Annotated in this window: 21 protein-coding genes; 11 read left to right on the top strand and 10 right to left on the bottom strand. The window is 42.1% G+C overall.

Features of this window, described 5'->3' with window-relative positions; all coding sequences use genetic code 11:
* Nucleotides 1–95 precede the first annotated feature (95 nt).
* The gene (locus P4V41_RS03470) at nucleotides 96–476 is read right to left on the bottom strand and encodes a hypothetical protein (RefSeq protein ID WP_328083432.1); all 381 of its coding nucleotides are present in this window, start codon (nucleotides 474–476) and stop codon (nucleotides 96–98) included.
* 107 nt (nucleotides 477–583) lie between these two features.
* On the opposite strand from P4V41_RS03470, the gene P4V41_RS03465 reads away from it, so the two are divergent.
* The 4 genes from P4V41_RS03465 (at nucleotide 584) to P4V41_RS03450 (ending at nucleotide 5,992) form a co-directional block, all read left to right on the top strand.
* Complete coding sequence (locus P4V41_RS03465; RefSeq protein WP_328083431.1) at nucleotides 584–1,351, top strand: 5-oxoprolinase subunit PxpA; 768 nt, start codon at nucleotides 584–586, stop codon at nucleotides 1,349–1,351.
* A gap of 268 nt (nucleotides 1,352–1,619) precedes the next feature.
* Nucleotides 1,620–2,222, top strand: a complete 603-nt coding sequence (locus P4V41_RS03460) for a hypothetical protein (protein WP_328083430.1) — start codon at nucleotides 1,620–1,622, stop codon at nucleotides 2,220–2,222.
* 145 nt (nucleotides 2,223–2,367) lie between these two features.
* On the top strand, nucleotides 2,368–5,124 hold the full coding sequence (locus P4V41_RS03455; RefSeq protein WP_328083429.1) for a response regulator: 2,757 nt from the start codon (nucleotides 2,368–2,370) through the stop codon (nucleotides 5,122–5,124).
* A gap of 13 nt (nucleotides 5,125–5,137) precedes the next feature.
* Nucleotides 5,138–5,992 (top strand): protein-glutamate O-methyltransferase CheR, encoded by an 855-nt coding sequence (locus P4V41_RS03450; RefSeq protein WP_328083428.1) that lies wholly within the window; start codon nucleotides 5,138–5,140, stop codon nucleotides 5,990–5,992.
* Nucleotides 5,993–6,036: 44 nt separating this feature from the next.
* Here the strand turns inward: P4V41_RS03450 and P4V41_RS03445 are convergent, their stop codons facing one another.
* Nucleotides 6,037–7,167, bottom strand: coding sequence for a fused response regulator/phosphatase (locus tag P4V41_RS03445; protein WP_328083427.1), 1,131 nt, complete (start codon nucleotides 7,165–7,167; stop codon nucleotides 6,037–6,039).
* Between the two features lie 517 nt (nucleotides 7,168–7,684).
* On the opposite strand from P4V41_RS03445, the gene P4V41_RS03440 reads away from it, so the two are divergent.
* The 4 genes from P4V41_RS03440 (at nucleotide 7,685) to P4V41_RS03425 (ending at nucleotide 12,284) form a co-directional block, all read left to right on the top strand.
* Entirely contained in the window at nucleotides 7,685–8,455 is a 771-nt protein-coding gene (locus tag P4V41_RS03440; protein ID WP_328083426.1) for a DeoR/GlpR family DNA-binding transcription regulator, read from the top strand.
* Nucleotides 8,452–9,759 carry a four-carbon acid sugar kinase family protein gene (locus P4V41_RS03435; protein WP_328083425.1) on the top strand — a complete coding sequence of 436 codons (1,308 nt, stop codon included), beginning with the start codon at nucleotides 8,452–8,454 and terminating at the stop codon, nucleotides 9,757–9,759. Before P4V41_RS03440 ends, P4V41_RS03435 begins: the two co-directional genes overlap by 4 nt.
* Nucleotides 9,760–9,789: 30 nt before the next feature.
* Entirely contained in the window at nucleotides 9,790–10,824 is a 1,035-nt protein-coding gene (gene pdxA, locus P4V41_RS03430) for a 4-hydroxythreonine-4-phosphate dehydrogenase PdxA (RefSeq protein WP_328083424.1), read from the top strand.
* 86 nt (nucleotides 10,825–10,910) lie between these two features.
* A complete protein-coding gene (locus P4V41_RS03425) occupies nucleotides 10,911–12,284 on the top strand; it encodes a gluconate:H+ symporter (protein WP_328083423.1) in 1,374 nt (457 codons plus the stop codon).
* 297 nt (nucleotides 12,285–12,581) lie between these two features.
* On the opposite strand, the gene P4V41_RS03420 is transcribed toward P4V41_RS03425, so the two are convergent.
* From P4V41_RS03420 to P4V41_RS03410, 3 genes are all read right to left on the bottom strand, one after another.
* Complete coding sequence (locus tag P4V41_RS03420) at nucleotides 12,582–14,123, bottom strand: ATP-binding protein (protein WP_328083422.1); 1,542 nt, start codon at nucleotides 14,121–14,123, stop codon at nucleotides 12,582–12,584.
* Nucleotides 14,124–14,361: 238 nt separating this feature from the next.
* The gene (locus tag P4V41_RS03415; RefSeq protein ID WP_328083421.1) at nucleotides 14,362–14,814 is read right to left on the bottom strand and encodes a hypothetical protein; all 453 of its coding nucleotides are present in this window, start codon (nucleotides 14,812–14,814) and stop codon (nucleotides 14,362–14,364) included.
* A gap of 141 nt (nucleotides 14,815–14,955) precedes the next feature.
* Nucleotides 14,956–16,359, bottom strand: a complete 1,404-nt coding sequence (locus tag P4V41_RS03410) for a DHA2 family efflux MFS transporter permease subunit (protein ID WP_328083420.1) — start codon at nucleotides 16,357–16,359, stop codon at nucleotides 14,956–14,958.
* 136 nt (nucleotides 16,360–16,495) lie between these two features.
* Between P4V41_RS03410 and P4V41_RS03405 the strand changes: the two genes are divergently transcribed.
* The 3 genes from P4V41_RS03405 (at nucleotide 16,496) to P4V41_RS03395 (ending at nucleotide 19,321) form a co-directional block, all read left to right on the top strand.
* Nucleotides 16,496–16,687 (top strand): hypothetical protein, encoded by a 192-nt coding sequence (locus tag P4V41_RS03405; RefSeq protein ID WP_328083419.1) that lies wholly within the window; start codon nucleotides 16,496–16,498, stop codon nucleotides 16,685–16,687.
* 125 nt (nucleotides 16,688–16,812) lie between these two features.
* Nucleotides 16,813–18,105, top strand: coding sequence for a hypothetical protein (locus P4V41_RS03400; RefSeq protein WP_328083418.1), 1,293 nt, complete (start codon nucleotides 16,813–16,815; stop codon nucleotides 18,103–18,105).
* Nucleotides 18,106–18,511: 406 nt separating this feature from the next.
* Nucleotides 18,512–19,321 carry a YihY/virulence factor BrkB family protein gene (locus tag P4V41_RS03395; protein WP_328083417.1) on the top strand — a complete coding sequence of 270 codons (810 nt, stop codon included), beginning with the start codon at nucleotides 18,512–18,514 and terminating at the stop codon, nucleotides 19,319–19,321.
* 347 nt (nucleotides 19,322–19,668) lie between these two features.
* Here the strand turns inward: P4V41_RS03395 and P4V41_RS03390 are convergent, their stop codons facing one another.
* The 5 genes from P4V41_RS03390 to P4V41_RS03370 all read right to left on the bottom strand — a co-directional run bounded on the left by P4V41_RS03390 (nucleotide 19,669) and on the right by P4V41_RS03370 (nucleotide 24,709).
* Entirely contained in the window at nucleotides 19,669–20,460 is a 792-nt protein-coding gene (locus P4V41_RS03390; protein WP_328083416.1) for a putative hydro-lyase, read from the bottom strand.
* Between the two features lie 26 nt (nucleotides 20,461–20,486).
* Nucleotides 20,487–21,677, bottom strand: coding sequence for an NRAMP family divalent metal transporter (locus P4V41_RS03385; RefSeq protein ID WP_328083415.1), 1,191 nt, complete (start codon nucleotides 21,675–21,677; stop codon nucleotides 20,487–20,489).
* A 15-nt stretch (nucleotides 21,678–21,692) separates the two neighbouring features.
* A complete protein-coding gene (locus P4V41_RS03380) occupies nucleotides 21,693–22,706 on the bottom strand; it encodes a biotin-dependent carboxyltransferase family protein (RefSeq protein ID WP_328083414.1) in 1,014 nt (337 codons plus the stop codon).
* On the bottom strand, nucleotides 22,703–23,404 hold the full coding sequence (gene pxpB, locus P4V41_RS03375) for a 5-oxoprolinase subunit PxpB (protein WP_328083413.1): 702 nt from the start codon (nucleotides 23,402–23,404) through the stop codon (nucleotides 22,703–22,705). The genes P4V41_RS03380 and pxpB overlap by 4 nt, the downstream gene beginning before the upstream one ends.
* A 333-nt stretch (nucleotides 23,405–23,737) precedes the next feature.
* Nucleotides 23,738–24,709, bottom strand: coding sequence for a nuclease-related domain-containing protein (locus P4V41_RS03370; RefSeq protein ID WP_328083412.1), 972 nt, complete (start codon nucleotides 24,707–24,709; stop codon nucleotides 23,738–23,740).
* Nucleotides 24,710–24,855 lie beyond the last annotated feature (146 nt).

The following is a 24,855-nucleotide window of genomic DNA, read 5'->3' as shown; positions in this document are numbered from 1 at the left end:
GGGGCTTTCCTCTTTTTATAGGATTTGAGAATTTTGAAGTAGTCTTGAAGTGCACAATCGAGGACTTTTTGTGAAGTGATTTACACGACATGTGGTTAATGTTTCTGTTTTTGCATCACTTTTAATAATTCAACCACATCATCATTTTGGCTAACTTCGATCCGCTTGGCAGTGGCTTTGACTTCTTTAACATCTGTTTCTAATGTATCGAGTCTAGTTACAATCTGTTGTTGGCCAGTTTCTAAGGTTGTTACCTTATTATCTAGATTGATCACTTTATTATCCAGATGGGTCACTTTATTATCTAGGTTACTCACTTTATTATCCAGCTTGCTCACCTTATTATCCAGATTACTCACTTTGTTATCCAGATTACTCACTTTATTATCCAAGTTGCTCACCTTATTATCTAGTTCAGAAACCTTATTATCGATGCTAAGTAATTTTACTAGAATTTCATTCAATATTTTTTCCAAATTTCTCACCTCCTTCATTAGTCTTCCTAAACATTTTACATTATATAAAACTTATCGTACAGTTGGGGTAAATTAAACGCATGTTTAAAAATCGGGAGGTCTTTTTCATGAGTGTTATTGATATTAACTGTGATATGGGCGAGAGTTTTGGGGCTTACAAACTCGGGACGGACGAAGAGATTTTAAAATACATAACATCAGCTAACATCGCGTGTGGTTTTCATGCTGGAGATCCTGCGACCATGAGAAGAACAGTAAAATTGGCGCTAGAGCATGAAGTTGGAATCGGTGTTCATCCAGGATTGCCTGATCTAGCAGGATTCGGCCGTCGAAACATCGACATCTCTGCTCAAGAAGCGTATGAGATGGTGGTTTATCAGATCGGCTCGTTGTGGGGATTCGTTCAGGCTGAAGGTGGAAAAATTCAACACGTGAAACCGCATGGAGCCCTTTATAATATGGCAGCGGTGAACCGTGAGCTGTCTGAAGCGATCGCCGAAGCGGTTTATAAGGTGAATCCTGAGCTTATTTTGTTTGGACTTGCAGGGAGCGAACTTGTTAAAGCGGGTGAAAAGGTGGGCTTACGCACAGCATCTGAAGTTTTTGCCGATCGTACGTATCAGCAAGATCGCACACTTACTTCACGCAAACTGCCTCATGCTGTGATTACGGATGATGATGCGGCTGTCGCACAAGTGATCCGTATGGCAAAAGAGGGAAAAGTGATGACGCAGCAAGATGTGGATGTCGATATTAAAGCAGATACAGTTTGCATACATGGAGACGGAGCTCATGCGCTAAGTTTTGCGAAGAAAATCAGACAAACGTTAGAGGATTCTGGGATCTCTGTACGGAAAATCGGAGAAAGTCTTTAAAATTAGGTATAACTGGGGGTTCAAGATGTGCTTGTGTAGCAGATTTTGAACCTTTTTTTATTTAGTGTGCGTAGAGTAGTGAGAAATGTGCGTAACAGGTGTCGCTTTGTGTGTAAGTTATGTCGAAAAGAGTGAAGTCGTTTATTAAATGTGCGCATCCATCCAAAAAGTGTGCGAACGTGTAACAAATATAAAAACACGTACCGTAAACGCATCATCCATGACATAATAAATCCTACAAACTTCTATACAGAAAGGAAACAAACTTATGATTTGGATTGCCTACCTCATACTTTTCTTCATTTCCCTTACTCTCGCGGTACTAGAAGCGCCAACGTGGATGTTCGTTACACTTCTATTCCTGTTCGTTGCTGGCTTTTTCCTCGCACTTTTCTATCCACTTATGTGGCAAAAAGATGCTGAGAAAGTAAAGAGATATTTATTAAAATCAAAGCAGCCGTACCACCGCTTTTTATATGCCTTTCTATATGAAGAAGAAAGTGAGGCTGAAGCGAGGCTTGCGAAAATTAAACAAGTTCAAGCGAGAAAATTTGCAGAAATCATGCTTTTCACACAGCAAGAAAGATGGGTTGAGGTGAAACAACTCTTACAGAACATGAAAAAGAGTGAGCTCACACTATATTATTCTGCGATCGTCGCGATGGAAGAAGATAGACAAGCAGAATACGAGGAATATAAAAATCAGTTGAAAGACCCCGATTATGTGACATGGTTAACAGCTGAAGAGCACCGACGCAACGGCAACGTTAACGGCGCTCTCGCAATTATCGATAAACAAATAAGTACCTTAGGTGGACTAAAGCTACTTTCCGCACTTCATTATAAAAATAAGCTGCAACACTCAAACTAAACGCCTAAAACTAGATCTCTGTACAAAAGATCTAGTTTTTTCTTTTTCCAGCACATTCCACGCGTCTTCAAGCTACCTTTATCCGACAAATAACAGTATAATTAGGCATAAAAACATTTTTTGTAAAAAGGCAGGAATATAGGGGATGAATAATTTTAGATTCGGGATTCGCCAGAAAATTATTGCTGGCTATATTGTCATCATTGTCTGTTTAATTGCTGCTATTATTGCGGTGACCAATCAGCTGGATAACATGAAGAGTGAGAGAAACTTTATCATCCAGCATGACATCGCGGTCAGGGACCTAACGAGTCAGATTGAAAAAGATTTGCTAACAATGGAGACGAACAAAAGGGGTTATCTGATCACTGGAGATGAGAGCTATCTTCAGCTTTATAATGAAGCTCGTTCAAAATGGACGAAGGACTTTAACGCACTGAACGAACTTCTTTCTGATAATCCGAGTCAGCAAAAAAACGCGGCAACGATTAACGAAAACATTAAAGAATGGATCACAGTTGCTGGAGATCCGCCTATTAAGATGAAGCAGCAGAACGATACGGCGGGTATCACGGAATTTTTCAGACTAGATCCAGGTAAAGAAAAGACAGGGCAAGTGCTTCAGCAGTTCGAATCTTTTCGTGCGAAAGAAAAAGCACTTACTGAACGACGCGCAGATGATCTGAACGATCAAAATCGATACTTAGAGATCGGTCTTTTTAGTTTGCTCGCATTCGTTGTCATCGCATCCATTACGCTTGCATGGATCATTTCCGGTTCGATCATTAAGACGATAAAAGCAGTCGTTGAGACGATTCGCGCCATGACAACAGGCGGCAATTTGAGCAGTCGCATTCATGTGAAATCGAATGATGAGATAAAAGACTTAGGAGAAGCGACGAACGAACTGTTGAACTCTTTCGAAGAACGCGACTGGCTGCAACGAAGTGTAACGGATGTTGTGAGCAAGAATCAAGGCGTTTCATCGCTTGAAACACTTGCTGAGATCTTTCTTTCTGCGACAGCCCAGATCACGGAATCATCGTACGGCGCTTTTTATATTAAAGAAGGAAAAGATAAGAACATTCGCTTTGTTAAAAAAGGAGCATTCGCCGACACTGCTGCAGATGTAGGACGAGCTAGCTTCACGCTAGGTCAGGGCCTCATCGGACAATGTGCATTGGAAAAACGAGTTCAAGTGGTCGAAAAGATCGATGGAAACTATACGCTTATTTCCTCTGGTCTTGGAGAAACAAAACCGAACAGCATCCTGATCGCGCCGATCGTGCATGAGGACGAAATCGTGGCTGTGATTGAGCTTGCGAGCCTAACGACATACAGTAAACAGCACATTGCATTTATTGAAAAAGTGCTTGAAACATTCGGACTCACGATCAATCGAGTGATCGACCGAATGGAGATTGCAAGACTTTTATCAGAATCACAAGCGATGACAGAAGAACTGCAGGCACAATCTGAAGAGCTTCAAACGCAGTCTGAAGAATTGCAGATGCAATCGGAAGAACTGCAGATGATCAACGAGCAACTAGAATCTCGCTCACAAGATGCTGAAGAAAAATCGAGGGCACTTGAGATCGCGAAAAAAGACCTGGAAGAGAAAGCAAAGCAACTTGAAACGGGGTCTAAGTACAAATCAGAGTTTTTAGCGAACATGTCTCATGAACTGAGAACGCCGCTTAACAGTATCTTGATTCTTTCCGAGATGCTTGCTGAAAATGGAAATCAGTCACTTTCGGACGAAGAGTTAGAGTTCGCTCGAGTGATCCATTCTTCAGGACAAGATCTTCTGAATCTGATCAACGATATTCTAGATCTTTCGAAGGTAGAAGCAGGTAAACTGGAGATCATGCTTAGTGAAGTGAACCTCAGTGAGTTTCCGTCTAACCTAGAAAGAAACTTTACTCATATTGCAGATCAAAAAAACCTGAACTTTACGATCAATATAGCTCCTGATGTTCCGACTCTTTTACAAACAGACGAGAAACGCTTTCAGCAGATTATCAAAAACCTGCTGTCTAACGCGTTTAAGTTTACAGAAAAAGGATCTGTATCGGTTAGCGTGAAAAAAGTTCAAACGGATGTGGTCTACAAAGGTGTAGATTATTGGTTAGAAGTAGCAATTAAGGATACGGGAATTGGTATTCCAAAAGAAAAGCATGCACTCATTTTCCAGGCTTTCCAGCAAGGTGATGGTGCAACGATTCGTAAGTATGGCGGCACAGGTCTTGGATTATCGATCAGCAGTGAGTTTGCGAAGCTTTTAGGTGGACGATTACAGCTGCAAAGTGAAGAAGGAAAAGGAAGTACGTTTAAACTGCTGATTCCAAGTATTTCAGATGAAAGTGTTTCTGCACATACGTTCCTAGGAGCATCAGCTGAAGTGGCAACCGCACTCGAACAGTCCAGCAACCCTGTTCTTGTAGCAGAACAACCGATAACAGCTAAAATCGTACCGGCAGAGCCTGAGGCAGAACAAACGCCGATCTCTGTTGATGAAGAGAACGTATTCTACGGTAAAACGGTATTGATCACAGATGACGATAACCGAAATATTTTTGCGTTAAAAACAGCTCTAGAACAAAAAGGAATGAACATTCTAATTGCCAATAACGGCATGGAATGTCTGGACGTTCTTGATGCGAACAAGAAGATTGACCTGATTTTGATGGATATCATGATGCCTGAGATGGATGGCTATGAAACGATGCAGCGCATTCGCGGAAACGGTGAGCACAAGGATCTGCCAATCATTGCGTTAACGGCAAAAGCGATGAAGAACGACCGTGAAAAGTGTCTGGAAGCAGGGGCTTCTGATTATATCAGCAAACCGTTGAAGCTTGAACAGCTCTTTTCTGTGATGCATGTTTGGATGACAAAGTGAGGATCGACCACTGATGAAGGATTTTTTATGGAACAACGATGACAACCAGGAAAATAGCTTAACGGAGACGCTTGAGATGGATCTGTTGTTAGAAGGGTTGTACCGCGTATCTGGGTTTGATTTTCGCCAGTATATGCGGTCCTCCATTCATAGACGTGTGCACAACCGCATGCAGCTCGAACAGATTCCGACGATTACAGGTGTTTTGGAAAAAGTGCTGCACGAACCAGCTTTTATGACGACGCTGCTCAATGATTTTTCGATCAACGTAACGGAGATGTTTCGTAACCCCGAGTTCTTTCGTGCCTTTCGTACAAAGGTGATTCCCGAGTTAAGAGATTTACCTGAGATCCGCATTTGGCACGCAGGATGCGCAACGGGGGAAGAAGTGTATTCAATGGCTATCTTAATGGAAGAAGAAGGCTTAAGTCATAAGACGAAATTTTATGCGACAGACATGAACGAGCCAGTGCTGAACAAAGCTCGTTCTGGCATTCTGCCGCTGAGCAAGATGAGGACGTATACGAAGAACTATATGTCAGCTGGAGGGACTCAAGCCTTTTCTGAGTACTATACAACAGACGGCCACTTTGCTTATTTAAAGCCTTCATTATTAAAACAAGTCAGCTTTCTTCAGCATAATCTTGTAACGGACCATTCGTTTAATGAATTTCATATTATTCTTTGCCGAAATGTCTTGATCTACTTTACGGCTGCTCTGCAAAATCAAGTGCATGAGCTGTTTTACGATAGTCTTAGCGCGAATGGTTTTCTTGGGCTTGGAGATAAAGAATCCATCCAATTTGCGGACTGTGCAGATAAATATACAGACTTTGCGGAACAGGTGAAAATTTATCAAAAAAAATAAAAGCAGGATGAAGGAGTATGGTTGCTTCTTCATTCCTGCTTTTTTTATTGGGCTTGAATCATCATGATACACATGTCATCGCTCTGACCTTTTTGTTGTTCTTCTGGAATGACAAGATGAATCGGCGAGCGGATGTTGCTCCATTTTTCAGAAGCCACATACTTCAGCTTCTCTAGCATCGTTTCTTCGTCATCGTCAGCTTCTAACACACCATCCGTGAAAAGTAACATCTGAATGTTGTCTTCATAATGGATAACAGACTTCTTCACTTCGATCTGTTCGAAGAAACCAACCGCATAACAGCTTCTTTCAATGGATTGAAGGGAGTTATCAACGAGCACATAGCCTTCTGGATGCCCCGCATTCACGTACTCAACCGTCTTTTTCTCGGTATCGATCAAAAGGTAGATGCCTGTGAAATAGTAGTTGTAATCGTTCTTCGGATTGTGAAGAAGTGCCATGTAACGGTTCAACTCTTTGATCACAAGCTCTGGATCTTTAAGTTCTTTAATGCTATCCCGCATAACAGAAGAGATGAACATGCAGACAAGAGAAGAAGAGATTCCGTGCCCCATCATATCGAGCAAGATGATGCCATATCGATTGTCATCAAACTTATGCCAATAATACATATCACCCGCGAGCTTAAAGGAAGGCAAATGAGATACGTTAATTGTAATATTGTCTTCTTTAATCGGAGGATTCAACAAGCCTTTTTGAACTTGCATCGCAAGATCGAGCTCGTTCTGAATCTTTTGTTCTTGTTCCGCATGCCAATCTTTCTCATATTTCAATCGCAGTGCGACTCGAATTCTAGCAAGCAGTTCTACTTTATTAATAGGCTTCGTCACATAATCCATCCCGCCGCAGTCCAGCGCTTCTGCTAACTTCGTAGAGTCTTCAAGCGCTGTGATGAAGATGATCGGAATGTCTTTGAAGCGCTCATCTTTTTGGATGCGCTGACAAGCTTCGATCCCATCGATCTCCGGCATCATGATATCAAGGAGGATCAGGTCGATCGACTTTTTGTTCAGCTCTTTATCGTTTTCTTCGAGGTGATCGAAAAGCTGTTGAGCAGATGAGAGTGAGGTACAGTCTTCGTATCCTGCATTCTTCAATATTTTTTCTATTACAAATAAATTTACTGTATTGTCATCAACGATCAGAATGGACATTCAAACTTCTTCCCCTTATATGTACCATTTATTGTGTGCTTTTCTAATATCATTCATTTCTATAACTCTAGTATACAAGTAAATGCAGAAAGGGACTATTTTTTAGATTAATTAGAGTGGGATTGTGGTGGTATAACAGTTATTAGGAGTGATTATGCTAGTTATAGCAGAAGAGGGGGTGTGTTGCGAAGTAGACTGTGTTCAGGATAAGGACATTGTTGCGGTTTGTACACACCAGATAGACTCCTTGAAATATATCCACGGTAATCCAAATTATATTCACGGATAAACCTTTTAATTTCAAGGATAACTAGAATAATTTCAGGGATAACAAGAATAATTTCACGGATAAAAAAATTTAAACGATTTTCGACACATATCGCCTCAGCTATTATCCATTTGCCCAAAAAGTTGTTTACCCTAATGTTAATTTCGAACAAAATTATTGACATTATTGTTCGTTTGTAACATTATAATACATATATAATGTTTGAAAATAACAAAGGTGATGAAAATAATGCCTAAAGAGCGTAGAGATCATATTCTTCAACAATTAAATACGAACGGAAAAATTGAGATTGAGGATTTAGTAAACGAATTAAATGTTTCGGCGATGACAATCCGCCGGGATCTTGCTTATCTCGAAGAAACCGACCAGATCATTAGAACGCATGGCGGAGCGATACTTAACAAGCCGTTAGTCGTGGAATCTTCGTTTCGAACAAAAGAAGGGAAGTTCAACGACCGTAAAAAAGCGATCGCCGAGAGAGCCGTGCAATTCATACAGGATGACTCGACTATTCTTTTAGATTCGGGAACGACAACATTAGAAATTGCAAAATTGTTAAAAGAGAAAACGACGATCACAGTAGTTACGAATGATATTAAGATCGCAGCTGAGCTTCTCGATACGGATGTAAAAGTAATCGTTACTGGCGGCGAACTGCAAAATACGATAGGAACATTGTTCGGCCCACTAACAGAACAGATGTTAAGAGCAATTCATGTGGATCTTTTTTTCTTAGGAGCTCATGCGATCCACAGCCGAGCAGGTGTTACAGCACCCACTTTCGAAAAGGCTTCGATTAAAAAGCTGATGATTGCGGCATCAGAAAAAACATGGCTCGTGGCTGACTCTAGTAAATTTGATCAAAAATCATTAACAAAGGTTTGTGACTTAAACCAGATACACGGATTGATTACAGATCAGCACATTTCAGAAGATACCGAAAAAATGCTGAATGAATATTTAGAAGTCGTAACCGTTAAAGGTGGTGGAAAGGGATGAAAGTCGGCGTTATCGCAGACGATCTAACAGGTGCCAATGCGACAGGTGTAAAACTGATCAAGCAAGGTTTTGAAGCGGCAACGATGGTGTATTACGATCAGGAGCCAGCATCAGGCAGTTACAACGCAGTTTGTATCGATACAGATAGCAGGTATGCACGAAAAGATGTGTCTGAGATGCGAATCAAAAAGTCATTGAGCAACCTTCAGCGTTGGGGCGCAGATGTTATCTGCAAACGAATCGACAGTACGGTAAGAGGAAACATCGGAACAGAGATTGACATGGTTTTGAATGAACTTGGTGAACGATCAATTGCGGTAGTGGTTGCATCGTTTCCAGATTCAAGCCGTATCACATCTGGCGGTTACTTACTGGTCGATGGTGTGCCTGTTCAGGCGACAGATGTTGCCAAAGATCCGGTCATGCCTCTTACTGAATCGTACGTTCCTTCTATTATAGGTAAACAGAGTGAGCATCTCGTATCACACATCGGACTCGAAACCGTTTTACAAGGAAAGAAAAGAATTCTGCAGGAGTTAAAGCGAAAAATAGACGAGGGAAATCGTATCCTTGTGATGGATGCGGTAACAGATGAAGAGATTGAAGATATCGCACATGCGATGACACTAATTGAGGATTATCAACTTGTACCGGTAGACCCGGGACCATTAACAGCTTATTATGCAAAGGCTTACACGTCTTTACACACAAAAAGTAAAAAGATACTCGTCACAGTTGGAAGTGTAACCTCTTTAAGTGGAGAGCAGCTAACATACTTGATCGATAAAACGGATGCGAAACCGGTCTATGTTGATGCTGAAAAATTAGCAAGTCTGTCGGATAGTTGGGAGTCAGAAGTTCAAAGGGGTGTGACAGCAGCCCTGGAAGCTATCCATCACCAAGACATCCTGATCATCACGACCAATTCGCCAGAAGCAAAACGATTAGAATTAAAACGATTGGCTGAAGAGCAAGGTGTGAGTCAGGATCAACTCGCAAAAAGAATTGCAGATGGATTAGGAAAGATCACGCGTATTGTGATTCAGTCAACGAATTATGAGATTGGTGGTTGCTTTTCTAGTGGAGGAGATGTTACGGCATCACTCTGTTCCGTTGGTAGAGCAGAAGGAATTAAGTTAAAAAATGAGGTGCTTCCTCTCGTCGCATACGGTGAATTCATTGGAGGTTACTTTGATGGTATACCGCTCGCAACAAAAGGCGGCATGGTCGGTGACAAAAAAGCGATTCACACGATTGTTAAACACCTTTTAGCAAACCAAACGTCTACAAAGCAAGTTCAATAAATTTTTTAAACAACTGAAGGAGGAAGAAACATGACTACGACAACGAAAACGACAACGACAGAAAAAGCAATCATCGCAATTCCAATGGGAGATCCAGCTGGTATCGGACCTGAGATTACGATGAAGTCTCTTGCGAAAAAAGAGATATACGACGTGTGTAAACCACTTGTGATTGGAGATACTGCAGTACTAGAAAAAGCTATCGAGATTGTAGGTGCAGATCTTAGAATTAATGAAGTAACATCACCAGCAGAAGGGAAATACGAACTAGGAACAGTTGATGTGATCAACTTAAACAACATTGATATGAAGAAACTTCAGTACGGTGAAGTTTCTGCTCAAGGCGGACAGGGAGCATTTGAATATATCAAAAAAGCTGTAGAGCTTGCGACAGCAGGAGAGGTTAAAGCGCTGGCAACAACGCCGATCAACAAAGAATCGTTAAAAGCCGCGAATGTTCCTTATATCGGACATACGGAGATGCTTGAAGCACTTGCAGGTTCAGATGATCCTCTAACGATGTTCGAAGTTAGAGGGATGAGAATCTTTTTCTTAACACGTCATCTTTCTTTAAAAGATGCGATTGCAGCTATGACGAAAGAACGTGTGCATGATTATTTAGTACGATGTGATCGAGCGCTCGCTCGCCTAGGTGTTGAAAACAGACGCTGGGCAGTTGCTGGTTTGAACCCGCATAGCGGAGAAGGCGGACTGTTTGGCTGGGAAGAAGTCGAGCAGATCAAACCGGGTATTGAGCTAGCTGTAGCAGATGGAATTAATGCAGTAGGTCCGGTTCCAGCAGATTCTGTATTCTTCCAAGCCTTAAACGGAAAATATGATGCGGTGTTGTCGCTCTACCATGATCAAGGACATATCGCAGCTAAGATGACAGATTTCCACCGAACAATTTCTATCACGAACGGCCTTCCGTTCTTAAGAACTTCTGTAGACCACGGAACGGCGTTTGATATTGCAGGGAAAAACATTGCAGAGAGCACGAGTATGGAAGAATGTATCAAACTAGCAGCTCAATATGCACCGAAATTTACAGCGAACAGTCTTTAAAATAGTCAGATGAAAGTGAAGGGTCTCGTGCCCTTCACTATTATTCCAATAAAATAAAAGCGCTTACATTAAAGGGGGTTAATGAAATGGAAGTTTCAGGAGCACAAATGGTAGCTGGTTTAGTTCTTGGGGTTATTGCATTAATTTTTCTCGTTTTAAAAACAAAGATTCACGCTTTTCTAGCTCTTATCATCGCAGCTTCAATTGCCGGTCTTGTCGGCGGTATGGAACCAGGTAAAGTCGCGGATACCATCTCGGCAGGATTCGGTAGTACGCTTGCCTCTATTGGGATTGTTATCGGACTCGGTGTGATGATTGGACGGATTCTCGAAGTGTCAGGAGCGGCTGAAACGTTAGCGTATTCACTAATTAAAGCAGTCGGCCGGAAAAAGGAAGAGTGGGCGATGGCGATCGCGGGTTATGTGGTTTCCATTCCGATCTTTGTTGACTCAGCGTTTGTTATTTTAAATCCACTCGTAAAAGCTTTATCTAAGAAAACGGGGAAATCGGTCGTTTCATTAGGTGTAGCTTTAGCCGTGGGTCTCGTGATCACGCACTCTTTAGTACCACCAACACCTGGTCCGTTAGGTGTGGCGGGAATCTTTGGAGTGGATATCGGACTTATGATTGGTCTTGGTCTTCTTTTTGCCATTCCGATTATGATCGCAGGCGTTCTTTATGCAAAATGGATTGGTAAACGAATCTATCAAGTACCAGATGATTCCGAGCTAGGATTTACACGTCCTACTAAACAAGCAGCTTATCAAGAGTTTATCGAGCTAGCAAGTGCGCGAGAGGATGATCTGCCTTCTTTAGGTCGCTCACTACTACCGATCGTCCTACCGATTCTATTAATCTTTTTAAACACGACGTTAACCGCACTCGAACTTACATCTGGATTTTACGGAATTCTAATTTTCTTAGGTAAACCGATTATCGCCGTAAGTATCGGACTCATTGTAGCAATCTACGCTTTAGCTGGTAACTTGAGTCGCTCTGAATCACTTGACCGAATGGAAGAAGGAATTCAGACAGCAGGTATCATCCTGTTAGTTACAGGTGCAGGTGGGGCGCTTGGAAATGTCCTTCGTGAGAGTGGAGCGGGGAATTTTATCGCTGAAAAAATTGCAGATCTTCCACTACCCGCGATTTTAATTCCGTTCTTTGTCGCGACGATTGTTCGCCTTGTTCAAGGAAGTGGAACAGTAGCGATGATAACTGCAGCATCTATTTCAGCACCGATCCTTTCTCAGCTAGATGTGAACATGGCACTCGCGGCTCAAGCTGCAGCGATGGGTTCGATGATTTTCTCGTACTTTAACGACAGCTTGTTCTGGGTAGTTAACCGGATGCTCGGCATAAAAGAGGTAAAAGAACAGATTATGGTCTGGTCTGTACCGACGACGATCTGTTGGTTTGTAGGATTAGTGTCACTTTTAGTGGCGAATATGATTTTTTAAACAGATGTTTAAAAAGAGTCTCATCATGTTGATTTCGTGATGAGGCTTTTTAATTATAAGAATGGGAGGTTTTACGGTACGTCTTTTTATAATCTGTTACACGTTCGCACACTTTTTCCCTATTTACGCACATATCAGAATCATTTGCGCTCTAATCGACACTCGCTTCACTCTTTTCGACACGACTTTCGCACACCGCAGCTAGTTTTACGCACACCCAGCTGCGTTCACACTCGAAAAACAGTAAATCCAACAAAAAAAGAACCTACAACAAGTAGATTCTTATATAGCAACTCATTATTTATGTACAGAATCAACAGTTGATGCCGAATGTACGGGTAAAGTGATCTGAAAGGAGGTGCCTTCGTTCAGTTTGCTGTCTACCAGAATCGTACCTCCATGGTTTTGAATGATTTTAAAGCAAACCATGAGTCCGAGTCCTGTTCCGTTACATTTCGTCGTGTAGAACGGCTCGCCGATTCTTTTTTGTTGCTCGTCTGTCATGCCGACTCCGTTATCTTTTACCGAAAGAACGACGTGTCCGTCAACTGGGGCGGCCGAGAGCGAGATCACACCCCCGTCAGGCAATGCTTCCATCGCGTTTTTGATCATGTTGATGATCACTTGTGTTAGCTGATTCTTCTCACCGTACACGAGCGGCATGTCTTTCTCTTTTTCAAATGAAATAATGACGTTGCGCAAGTTCGCTTCAGGCTGCATGAGATCGATGACGTTCTGGGTGCTTTCAACGATATTGAACCAGCTGAAATAGACAGCGTGGGGTTTGGCGAGGACCATCAGTTCACTCACGATAAAATTGATACGATTGATCTCGGTTAGAATGATATCTTTAAAAAATGTGTTCTTTTCGTAATCGGACTCGTTAATGAGCTGAACGAGGCCAGCGATCGATGTTAGGGGATTGCGAATCTCATGAGCGATTCCTGCGGCTAAATCGCCGATAAGCGAAACCTTCTCAGATTTTAGCAGGATCTCCTCTGTTTTCTTTTTCTCCGTCACATCGTATTGGATCGAGATGTGCTGATACGCCACGCCTTCTGGATCTAGAAACGGAACAATCGTCGTATCTACCCAATAAAGTGAGCCGTCTTTTGCTTTATTGCAGATTTCGCCGTTCCACACACGACCAGCTTTTATCTCCTGTTTTATTTGATTAACGAAGCTTTCTGTATGAACGCCTGAATATAAAATTTTACCGTGGTCTTGCCCGATCAGCTCTTTCTGGGTATATTGCGTTAATTGGCAAAAATGATCGTTCACTTGTGTGATGCGATCGTTTTTGTCTGTAACGGAGAAGATTGTTCCTTCAAAAAGAGCGGTTCGAATGTTATTTAATTCAAGGATGGAGATATCCAGATTTCGATTTGTGTGTTGAAGTGCTTTTTTTGTGTGATCCATAAACTTAGTATAGTGTGTGATGATGTTACGAGCGGCTGTATCGATTAAAAGATTTAGGCGATTGGATGCAGTTATAGCACGATCAGTCTTCGTACTGTATGTTTTAAATTCTTCCTCTACAAGCTGTGAAAGAATAACACGAGATTCAAAGATAAAATGAAGAGCGTGATCGAGCGGAATCTCCAACTCAGACGAGCGCTGGCCGAATGAGTCAGCCCATTTTGTGATTTTTCTTTCAGCCGTTTGCCCATTTTCTGATAACCCATCACCTAAATATTGAAAAAGGATCTCCATCCAGTGTGACACTTTATTTTTGTAGATTAAGAAATCAGCTTCTAAGTTCTCGATCGGCGTGAGTTTGTCTACAAGTTGTTTGCTGTTTTCTTTTATTTTCGTTCCTAGATTCCTACAACTTTCCATGGGGATAGCCTCCTCGAACAGTTTCCGAATGCATCTGTTGAAACCTTCGACATTTCGACAAACATCCCTTCTATTGGAAGAAAAGGATTGCTAAAACTTTTTTGAGTAACGCTTTTTATGCCTTTATTCGTTGTTGATTTCCGTTTCAGATGCTCGCTTTCCGGGGTGCGTGGGGTGAGCCTAAAAAAATACACACAAAAAAAGACACCGGATCTTCTATGATCAAGTGTCGTCATCTTTAAATGGCTTCTAAAATACTCTCCATATAGGTTTCGGTAAACACCTGAAAGCATAGATCGAGCATCTGGTTCATTTCTTGAATGATATATATCACTTCTTTTATGCTAGTTTGTTCTTGTTCCGCTATACGCTCGATCACATGAAGAATCTCACTGCGAATAAAAATCGTTGATTGCATCGCAACATCCAACGACTGACCGTATTCAAGAGCATAGCGAGCGGTTTGGATCGACCATATTGTTAAACCTTCTTCTCTTTCACTTGGTGACAGCAAGATTGAGCTGCCTAAGAGTTGGACTAACTTCATAATATATTCAGTGGATGATTGACGATCAGATAGCTGTTTATCTTTTATCGGGTATTTCTTAAACCGTAGTGTGAGTATGTGCTCAGCCAGTGTAGGTGCCTCTTCAATGAGCGCTTTGGCTAAAGTGTGCTGGATCTGATTCAAGATGGTAACCTCCTCATTTAAAAGATATATGTATTGAAATGTTAAAAAAAGAAAGCTTTATCTCTAGTATTACTTAAGAAGATATGGTTGTCACGAAATATCGAGCTACAATCGACCAAAGTTACAAAAAGACAGCTGAGATCAGCTGCCTTCTGTTTCTGGTTGTTTTTCTTTTATAAAAAATGAGATCACAAGACTCACCAATGATAATACGGACACAACGATAAAGGCCATGTTCGCGCCATACATATCTGGATGTGAGATTTCAGGACGCGCTGCCGCGTTTTCAGCGGTAGTTGTCATGACCGTTACTAAAATGGCTGTACCAACTGATGCTGCTATCATTTTCATCGTATTATCCATCGCTGCACCGTGTGGAATCAAACGCTTCGGAAGACGGTTGAGCCCGGCGGTAGCAACAGGCATCATGACCATCGCAAGCCCAAACATCCTAACACCATACATCACAGTTAAATAGGTGAACGATGTGGTCGGACTTAAAGTGGCAAACGCAAAGGATGATCCTGTTATGATCGTTAATCCGATGATCGCAAGCCAGCGTGCACCGAACTTATCAAAGAGTCTTCCCGTGATCGGAGACAACAGCCCTGTGATGAGCGCACCTGGTAAGAGTGCAAGACCTGCTTCAAACGCGGTAAAATCTCTCATGTTTTGCATGAATAGCGGTATGATTGTCTCCGCGCCAATCAGTCCTAAGAACGTGATCATTCCAATTATGATTGTAAGCGGAAAGATGGAATTCGCGAACACTCTAAACTCGAGCATCGGGTGTGCTAAACGCAGTTGTCGTGTGATGAACAAAACAAGAGCCACGACACCAATCGCGAGCCACATCAGTGTGCTTGGCGCGGTCCATCCTAGATTACCTGCACACGTAAAACCGTACAGCAATCCTCCAAAACCGAACGATGACAGAATGATTGAAGTTACATCTACCTTTGTTTTTGATGTTTCCGTAACATTTTTTAACGCAAAAAAGGCCACGATAATATCAATGATGGCGATGGGCAAGATGATGAAGAAGAGTATGCGCCATGAATAGTGTGATGTTATCCATCCTGAAAGAGCAGGTCCGATGGCAGGTGCAAATGAGATCACGAGCCCGACCAGTCCCATCGCCGATCCGCGTTTATTCACAGGGAAAATCATCAGAAACACGGTCTGCATAAGAGGGAGCATCACACCTGCTCCACTCGATTGGATGACCCTGCCGAGCAAAAGCGTCTCAAAATTGGGTGCAAGTCCTGCAACGAGTGTTCCAACAGCGAACACACTCATCGCGGAAATAAATAGCTGACGTGTTGTGAACCGTTCGAGCAGAAACGCACTAACGGGAATCATAATTCCGTTCACAAGCATAAAAACGGTCGTCAGCCATTGAGCGCTGTTCGCCGTTATGTTCATCTCTTTCATGATCGGAGGAATCGCAGTGATCATGAGTGTTTGATTTAAAATCGCAATAAACGTACCAGCGAGCAGCAAGGCAACGATCGTTGATTGTTTAACATTTTGTGAGGTTTCCATAGTCGTCCATTCCCATCTAAGCGTGACATGATGTGTAAAGCTTACAGGATTTTAAACAGAATTGATATAAAGTTGCTTTCATGAAAAAGCATCTTTTCACTCATCACATACACTAATCAAAAAGCGGGTGAGTGGTATGGAAGAAGAGCAGCTGGCAGCGCTGGATGAGGTCCTGTTGATCGTTGATATGATTACCATTCTTTTATTAGAAGAGCGGCCGCTTTTAGGGATCGTTTCTGTAGGACTGCTGAAAATAGTGGCCAAAGATCGTTTTATCAGAATCGCTTTTATCTTGCTGATCATCGTACTGAATGTGAACCGAAGATAAAAACACTCATATATTCCTGGGTAGTAGGATGGCTGTTTTCGACGAAAAGATGCAGGATTAAACAATTCATACTATTCAAATGATTTCGTCGTTATTCTACAATAAGGAACAAAAGGAGGGTTTTTGTGAGGATATCATTTGTTAGAAGTATTGGAATGACGTGCGCTTTGTTGCTTGGAGTCGTTATTTTTGAAAATGGTGAAACAGCAGAAGCGAAGAATAAGACAAGCTGTTTTGACACGAATGTTGAGTTAACAGCAGAAGAACAAAGAATTGAAGATGGCAGGCCAATTCCGCAACAACTATTGGAAGAAAGTGAATTCACTTCATACGTGAATCATTTTAAAAAAGACCTATGTTCAGCAAGAAGTCCAGAAAAAGCCGAAAAAGTGATACATAAGCATGGGACGGAACTATGGAAAACAGCTGTTGATCGCGCTCAAGGAAAAAGACCAGATTTAGGCGAGCTCGATTCCTATGATGATCGACCGCTTTACTGGGCAAGATTACATATGACGAGTGCTCTCAGACAATGGGATCCTGCTTTTAACGTGACGAAAGAACAACGCGAGAAGTTAATGAAATCATTAGAATATACATCAAGGGGCATTACGACGATAGACTATCCAAAAAGTAAGAAAGTGAAGCGGATTCTTGTGAGCGGATTCGATCCTTATCGCCTGGAACAAGAATTCAGACGAACCAATCCTTCGGGTGCAAGTGGTCTGCAGCTCGACGGACGATGGGTGTGGACGGGTGATGGATTAGCCGTCATACAAGCGGCGAATTTCCCTGTTCGATGGGATGACTTTGAAGAGGGAATCGTTGAGAATACGTTTGGTCCATTTTTAAAGCAAGGCTTGAAGCAAGTGGACTTAATCATGACCATCAGTCAAGGTGGACCGCGTAAGATGGCGATCGAAGGATATGCCGGACGCTATCATACGGGAGCTGATAACAAGCTCGAAGAAAGAGCAGAAGTCACGCCACCTGTATCTCATTGGCCGATGCCAAAGCCGCTTCCGGAGTTTATTGAAACCACACTTCCATATGAGGATATGATTGCGGCTAAAACGGGACCGTGGCCTGTTTTCCGAAATGATAAAGTATGTGAATGGCTGCCGCCAACTTTTGAAGATCCAGCGGTTTGTAATGAGGATGGACCAACACCTGGCTCAAAAGCGAGAGAGGGTGGAGGCGGAAGCTATCTGTCTAACGAAAGCATGTACCGCTCGAATCGTGTTCGCTTAGGTGTTGGTGCAACAGACATTCCAGGGGGACACCTGCATATTGCAGCACAAGAATTTTATCCAGAGAACAAATCCGTATATATCACGGAGGAGTTCAAGGATTTTCGCCGAAATACAGTGGATCAAACAGTTGATCTCGTTGAAGCCGCAGGTCGAGCGGTGAAATAAAGATTAAATGATGTCTCTCATGTTTGTGAGGGGCATCTTTTTTGTGTGATTGATGGAACTTGAGGGGGGCAGAATTGATGACTCATAGAATCATGCGGATGACCCATAGAGTGTGAACGAGGACCCATACAATATTGGTTTGACTCATAGAAACGCCATTAAGACCCATAGGATGTTAATGACGACTCATAGAAAGACTATGGTGACCCATAGAAGTCTCGTAAAGACCCATAGATGATTTTTCGGTTCGTTTTAGTAATTTAATGAAACACTTTTAAACAAGCCAACACTCGAAAAATTCCACATAGAAATTTTTTTGCAAAAAAGTGATCTGATTTGACTACTTTTAGCGTATATATTATATTACTGTACTTATGGACTGGCTTATCTAAAGAGGTGTTGCACCATGAATATCGTTCAAGTTTTAAACCAACTAGGTGACCGATTTTTCAAACTGAGGGTGTACGATTTATCGGCACAGATGGCTTATTATTTTTTAATGTCGGTCTTTCCATTTTTGCTCGCCATCTATTCATTGCTGACATATTTACCACTGAGAGAAGAAAATATATTAGAGCTAGTCCAGCCATATGCGCCAGAGAGCACATATGCATTAATCGAAAAAACATTATCGTATACTGTTATGAGGCAAGAAGGCAATCTATTGTCGTTCAGTTTGATCGTCACATTGTGGCTATCATCGATGGGCTTTCAGAGCATGAAACGTATTATGAACGATGCGTATCAAGTACGAAATGAAGAGAACATGCTAAAACAGATCCTAGAAAGTTTGCTGTTAACCGTAGGATTCATGATCGCTGTCCTTTTTTCTGTTTTTGTTCCGTTGTTTGAAAAAATTCTGCGCGTTTATTTGGAAGGTATCTTTTCAAATCTTGCTTTTCAAAAGCTATGGATCATCGTGCAGTGGGGAATCGGGACCGTATTTCTGCTGCTGTTTTTTATCGTGTTGTACACATTTGCGCCGAGCATCAAGCTTGGGTTTCGTAAAGTACTTCCAGGTGCATTCTTTGCGACGATCGGCTGGCAGCTCGTTTCGATGGGCTTTGCCACATATGTGAGTGGAAGCAACTATTCCGCGCTGTACGGTCAAGTGGCAGGTCTCGTCGTATTGATGTTATGGTTCTACCTGTCTGCGATGATCATTATCCTAGGTGGATTGCTGAATACTGTAGTGCACCCAGCGGAAAGTGAATAGATGTATGTAATGTTTTGAGGGCTGATTCTTGCATGAGGGTCAGTCTTTTTTAAATTGTCTGGGGTCTGACCCCGGGTCAGACCCCAGACAATTTCCACCGTTGTTTACGGTACGCGTTTTTATATTTGTTACACGTTCGCACACATTTTAAAGTTTTACGCACAATTTTCCTATCTTTACGCACACTTCGACACACAACTCACTCATTTCGACATGACTTACACACATTCTAATATGTTTTACGCACACGGCATCATTTCTGACCCTTTCAAACGACAACAAAACACATTCAAAACTCAAAAAAAGAACCTACCGAAGTAGATTCTCTCCTCGTTTTACGATTTCAACTACAAAACACCATACTTTTCATCACGAACATCGGTAATTAACATGTGGCCGGGAGCATGTGTGATCATGATCTCAGGTTTCACATGCATCGCGACAGCTTGAGGCGTTACCCCACAAGCCCAAAACACAGGAACTTCACCGTCATGAATCTGAACAGGATCACCGAAATCTGGCTGATATAAATCATGCACACCGATCGCTTCTGGATTCCCAATATGAACCGGAGCTCCATGAACAGAAGGGAAGCGGCTTGTTACCTGAACAGCTCGAACGACATCTTTTTCAGGAACGGGCCGCATACTCACGACCATCGGACCTTCAAAGCGCCCAGCTTTCATGCATTCGATGTTTGTTTTAAACATCGGAACGTTGCAGCCGCGTTCGATATGACGAACAGGAATCCCATTGTTCATCAACGCATGCTCGAACGTAAAGCTGCATCCGAGCAGGAAGCCGACCATGTCTTCATTCCATAACGAAGTAATATCGGTACACTCTTCAACGAGCTCGCCGTGTCGATAGACGTTATACTTCGGTATGTCCACACGTAGATCGGCATCAGGTGCAACAAGTGCAGGAACGGCGGATCCGGGCTCAGTTACATCTAGCACCGGACAAGGTTTCGGATTTCGCTGACAGAACAGAAGGAACTCAAACGCCAGATCTTTCGGCAAAACCACAAGATTTCCTTGTGTAAAGCCGTTTGCGAGTCCGCTTGTCGGCTTTCTCCACTCACCACGGCGAATCAGTTCACGAGCTTCAACTGGAGTTAAACGGTCTAGTGCGTTCATAACAAGCTCCCCTTTTTATAAAATATTTATGCGAAAAGTTTTGGAACTTCTGTGTACATCGTGTATACACTCATCGCGGCCATGATCAGAACGATTACAACGCCAAAGACCGTCATCCACATCGGATGTTTATAGTCTCCAACGATCTTAGGTTTGTACGCTGCAATCAGCATCACACCAAGTGAAATCGGTAAAATGAGTCCGTTTAACGCACCAACTAGAATTAAAATCGCAACGGGTTTTCCAACGAGTGCGAAGACAATGGTTGAAACAGCGATAAATCCAATGATGATCCACTTATGATACTTTTCGAGTGTTGCATTCAATGTACGGATAAACGAAACCGACGTGTACGCTGCACCAACAACAGATGTGATGGCAGCGGCCCACATAACGACACCGAACATTTTGTAACCGATGTTTCCGGCAGCTAACTGGAAAACAGAAGCGGGCGGGTTCTTTGGATCAAGTGCGAGTCCTTGAGACACGATTCCAAGTGCCGCTAAGAATAAGAAAATACGCATGATCGATGCGATCCCGATTGCTGAGATCGAACCTTTTGTTACTTCACCTAAGTTTTCTTGGCCTTTAATACCTGCATCAAGCAATCTGTGTGCACCAGCAAACGTGATATATCCACCAACTGTTCCACCGACTAGCGTAACGATCGCTAAAATATCAATCGTGTCAGGTACGAATGTTTTTACAACCGCTTCTCCAACAGGAGGTTGCGCTGTGAACATCACATATACAGTCAATGCGATCATGATGAAACCGGCAACTTGTGTGAAACGGTCCATCGCTTTTCCAGCTTCACGGACAACAAATACTAAGATGGCAACGATACCACTGAGAACAGCACCCATTGTAGGCGAGACGCCGAACAATACGTTTAAACCAAGACCAGCACCGGCTATATTTCCGATGTTAAACGCAAGTCCTCCAATAACAATCAATACAGCTAAGAATATACCTAAGCCCGGAAGTACAGCGTTCGCGATATCTTGTGCTCTTTTTTCTGATACAGCGATAATTCGCCATACGTTCATCTGCGCGCCGATATCAATAATAATTGATGTTAAAATGACAAAACCAAAACTTGCCGCAAGAATGGACGTGAAGTGTGTAGTTTGTGTTAAAAACCCTGGTCCGATAGCTGATGTCGCCATCAAGAACGCTGCGCCTAAAAGAATACTTGCTTTTGACTCTTTCTTCATAACTTACCTCCTAAATTACTTCATTTCTTGTCGTATTTTAAGTGCGATTCCTTGTTTTAACTGGTGCAATTTCTTTTCACGATCTAAGTAGAGTTGTTGGGCTACTTCGTGTGAAACTTCGACGAACTGAACTTTGTCTCCAGGCTTAAGCTGCGCCATGATTGAGAGATCGACGGTTGCGATCTGCCCGATCTTTGGATATCCGCCGGTAGTTTGGCGGTCGGCGAGCAGTACGATCGGATTACCTTCTGAAGGAACTTGAATCGTACCAAAACTTACAGCTTCTGAGAGCATCTCTTGTTTCTCTTGAAGTTCAAGCTGGGGTCCTTTTAAACGATAACCCATTCGGTCAGACTGTGATGTAACTTCAAAGTGTTCGGTAAAAAGCTTCATCTGGCTTTCTGTTGTAAACCAGTCGTACTGTCTGCCCTTCATAACTCGGACTTGCGGTTTAGAAGCAGAAGACGCGATAAAATCAGAAGAGATCGTCCAATGCATCTCGACAAACTTTTTATCACCAAGGTCTGCCGCTAAAATTTTTGAAATGTTACTGGAAAGTTCACTCGGCTCACCCAAAGAAAGCTCATTCTCATTCTGCAGTGCTTTTCCGTTATGTCCGCCGATTCCAGCTCGTAAGTATGTAGATTTGCTGTTCATAACTTCAGGCACATCAAAACCGCCGGCAACAGCGAGATATGCACGGCACCCTGTTTTACAGCCGCCAAATTTTAGCTTGCTACCAGCCGTCACAAGGACCGAGCGCCATAATTTCACAGGTTTACCGTCAATGGAAGGAGATAAGTTGCCACCACAGATTGAAATTAGTGTATCTTCATGAAACTCCATATCAGGCCCAAGCAACGTAAGTTCTAAAGTTGCTTCATTCTCAGCATTTCCAACTAAAGAATTTGCTATCCGATGTGCAGTCGTGTCCATGACACCACTCGTGATCACACCATATTTTTGAAAACCGTAACGGCCAAGATCTTGAACACTCGTTAGGAGGCCAGGCTTTGTAATCTTAATCATTTCGCGTCCTCCTCTATTTTTTGAAACTCTTCTACTGAGATCGGAACAAACTTGATCTGATCACCGGCTTGCAGAAGGGAAGGCGTTTCACCTTCTGGGGTAAAAAGCTTTAGGGGTGTTTTGCCGATCAGCTGCCATCCACCAGGCGTTTCGATCGGATACACGCCTGTTTGTTTGCCTGCGATTCCAACAGAACCAGCAGGAATCTTTAGTCTCGGATTACTTCGTCTTGGCGCAGCGATTTTCTCACTCATGCCACCAATATACGGAAAACCAGGGGCGAACCCGATCATATAAACGGTGTATTCACCATTTGAATGAATATCGATCACTTCCTCAACCGTAAGTCCATTGTGATGCGCGACTTCCTCTAAGTCTGGACCGAACTCACCGCCATAACAGACGGGAATTTCCACCACACGAGGTTCGGCATCAACGTCAACTTCTAATTTTTCTAAAAGCGGTTCCAAAAATGCGCATACTTCTTCAAAAGGAAGTGTCGTTGTCTTGATCTTTAATGGATCATAAAAAACAGCAACTGTCGTAAAACCAGGTACTGTTTCAATCACCCAGTCAAACGCGTGCTCTTCAAAGAAAGAGGAGACTTTTTTGACTTTTTGCTGGATCTCATGGCTCATATCTTGTCCTAGTTCAATGATCATGCTGTTATCGCCAAGCGGCTCAATGGTAAATTTCATCGTCACGTCTCCTGTCTTATTATGTAAAATTAATCAGAATATTTGTATATTTATAAAGGTCTAGTATATCGGATTATGTAACAAAATCAAACCTACATTCATAGATTCCCGATAGAAATAATTTCTAGTCTTATCATTTTGGAAGCTGACTTAGAAAAAGCCAGCTTCCGAGTTAGTATGTGCGTAAATGCTGAGAAAGTGTGTGTGAACTAGGTTTTGATGTGCGAAGTTGAGGTCGAATAGAGTGAATCATATGTCGAAACGAGTGCAGATAACAAAAAAATGTGCGTACGTGTAAGAATTTAAAGAGCACGTACCGTAAATTGGGCAGTATTATTCTAATTCATGAAGGTGATAGATTCTTTTGGATCCCATTTTTGAAGAGGAAAGTGGACTAGCATCTAAAAGGTGTTTGATTACAAACCGAGAAGGAATTTGTAAAAAATCACAGCATTGACGATTAGATATGGAGGGGTTGTAAAGAATGGAATAATCCTTTAACGCCGCCAAATGGGCGTCTTTTGAAGTATGGCCACATTTTAAACAGAACCATTTTCCTCTTAGGCGGACAATGGGTATCATCTTACAATCTGGACAAGCAACACCTTTTAAAATGTCATGTTCTGTCATTGAAAACTGATTAAATAAATCTGTAGTTTGCGGCCGATTTTGTTTAAGTAAAAGCCGGTACAGCTTTTTAATCTCTTTTTTTGCTATTTTCTCTTCTTTATAAACATTTTGGTATTCATGAAATTTGGCTAATAGATTTGTGCTATGGGTAACACTTTTTGAGAGATCTATATGTTCAGGGATGGATTTAATGCGGGTATGAGGGTTGCTAACGATAACAAGTGATTCGATGGGGACATAGGGAAAACGATTTTGCTTTAACAATTCTTTAAGAAGAAAAGTCTGCCGATACAGCTGTGAAATAGGATCTGGAAACGTTTCTTCAACACCTTTATAGGTTCTTATTAATTGTTTAAATTCTTGATCAAAAATTAAGGTACCGACCATGTTCTTTACTTCAATAATGAGAAAGAAAGTAGTTGTTAAGATGAGGATGTCCAATTGAAAGTGGTAAGTCGTGCCGTAGGGTATTCGAAGATCATGAAAAATAAAAGTTTCTGCTTTAGGAAGAAGGTCCATGTGAAAATCCATAGACTTTTCGCCTTGATAACCGGCTATCCGCCGAGCAAGTTCACTTTCCATTTCCTTTCGATACAAAAAGTGTGGTGAGGATCTACTTAACATCACTCGTAATTGCTTCATTTTTAATGATTCTGCAGCTTCTTTAATTAACATAGCATCACTCCTTTAATGGTTTATGTTTATTTTCTATATATCTTCAGGGTTTACCTGCTCGTTAGTAGAATAGTTGGAGAACTTTTAGGGGTGATGTGCCTAAAAGTGTTGAATGTGTGTGTAAAGAAGTAATAAATGTGTGAAGC

The sequence above is a fragment of the Fictibacillus nanhaiensis genome, from assembly GCF_036213205.1.
Taxonomy (GTDB): Bacteria; Bacillota; Bacilli; order Bacillales; family Fictibacillaceae; genus Fictibacillus; species Fictibacillus nanhaiensis_E.
Note: the sequence above shows the minus strand (reverse complement) of the source record. Positions and strands in the feature narration are given on the sequence as shown.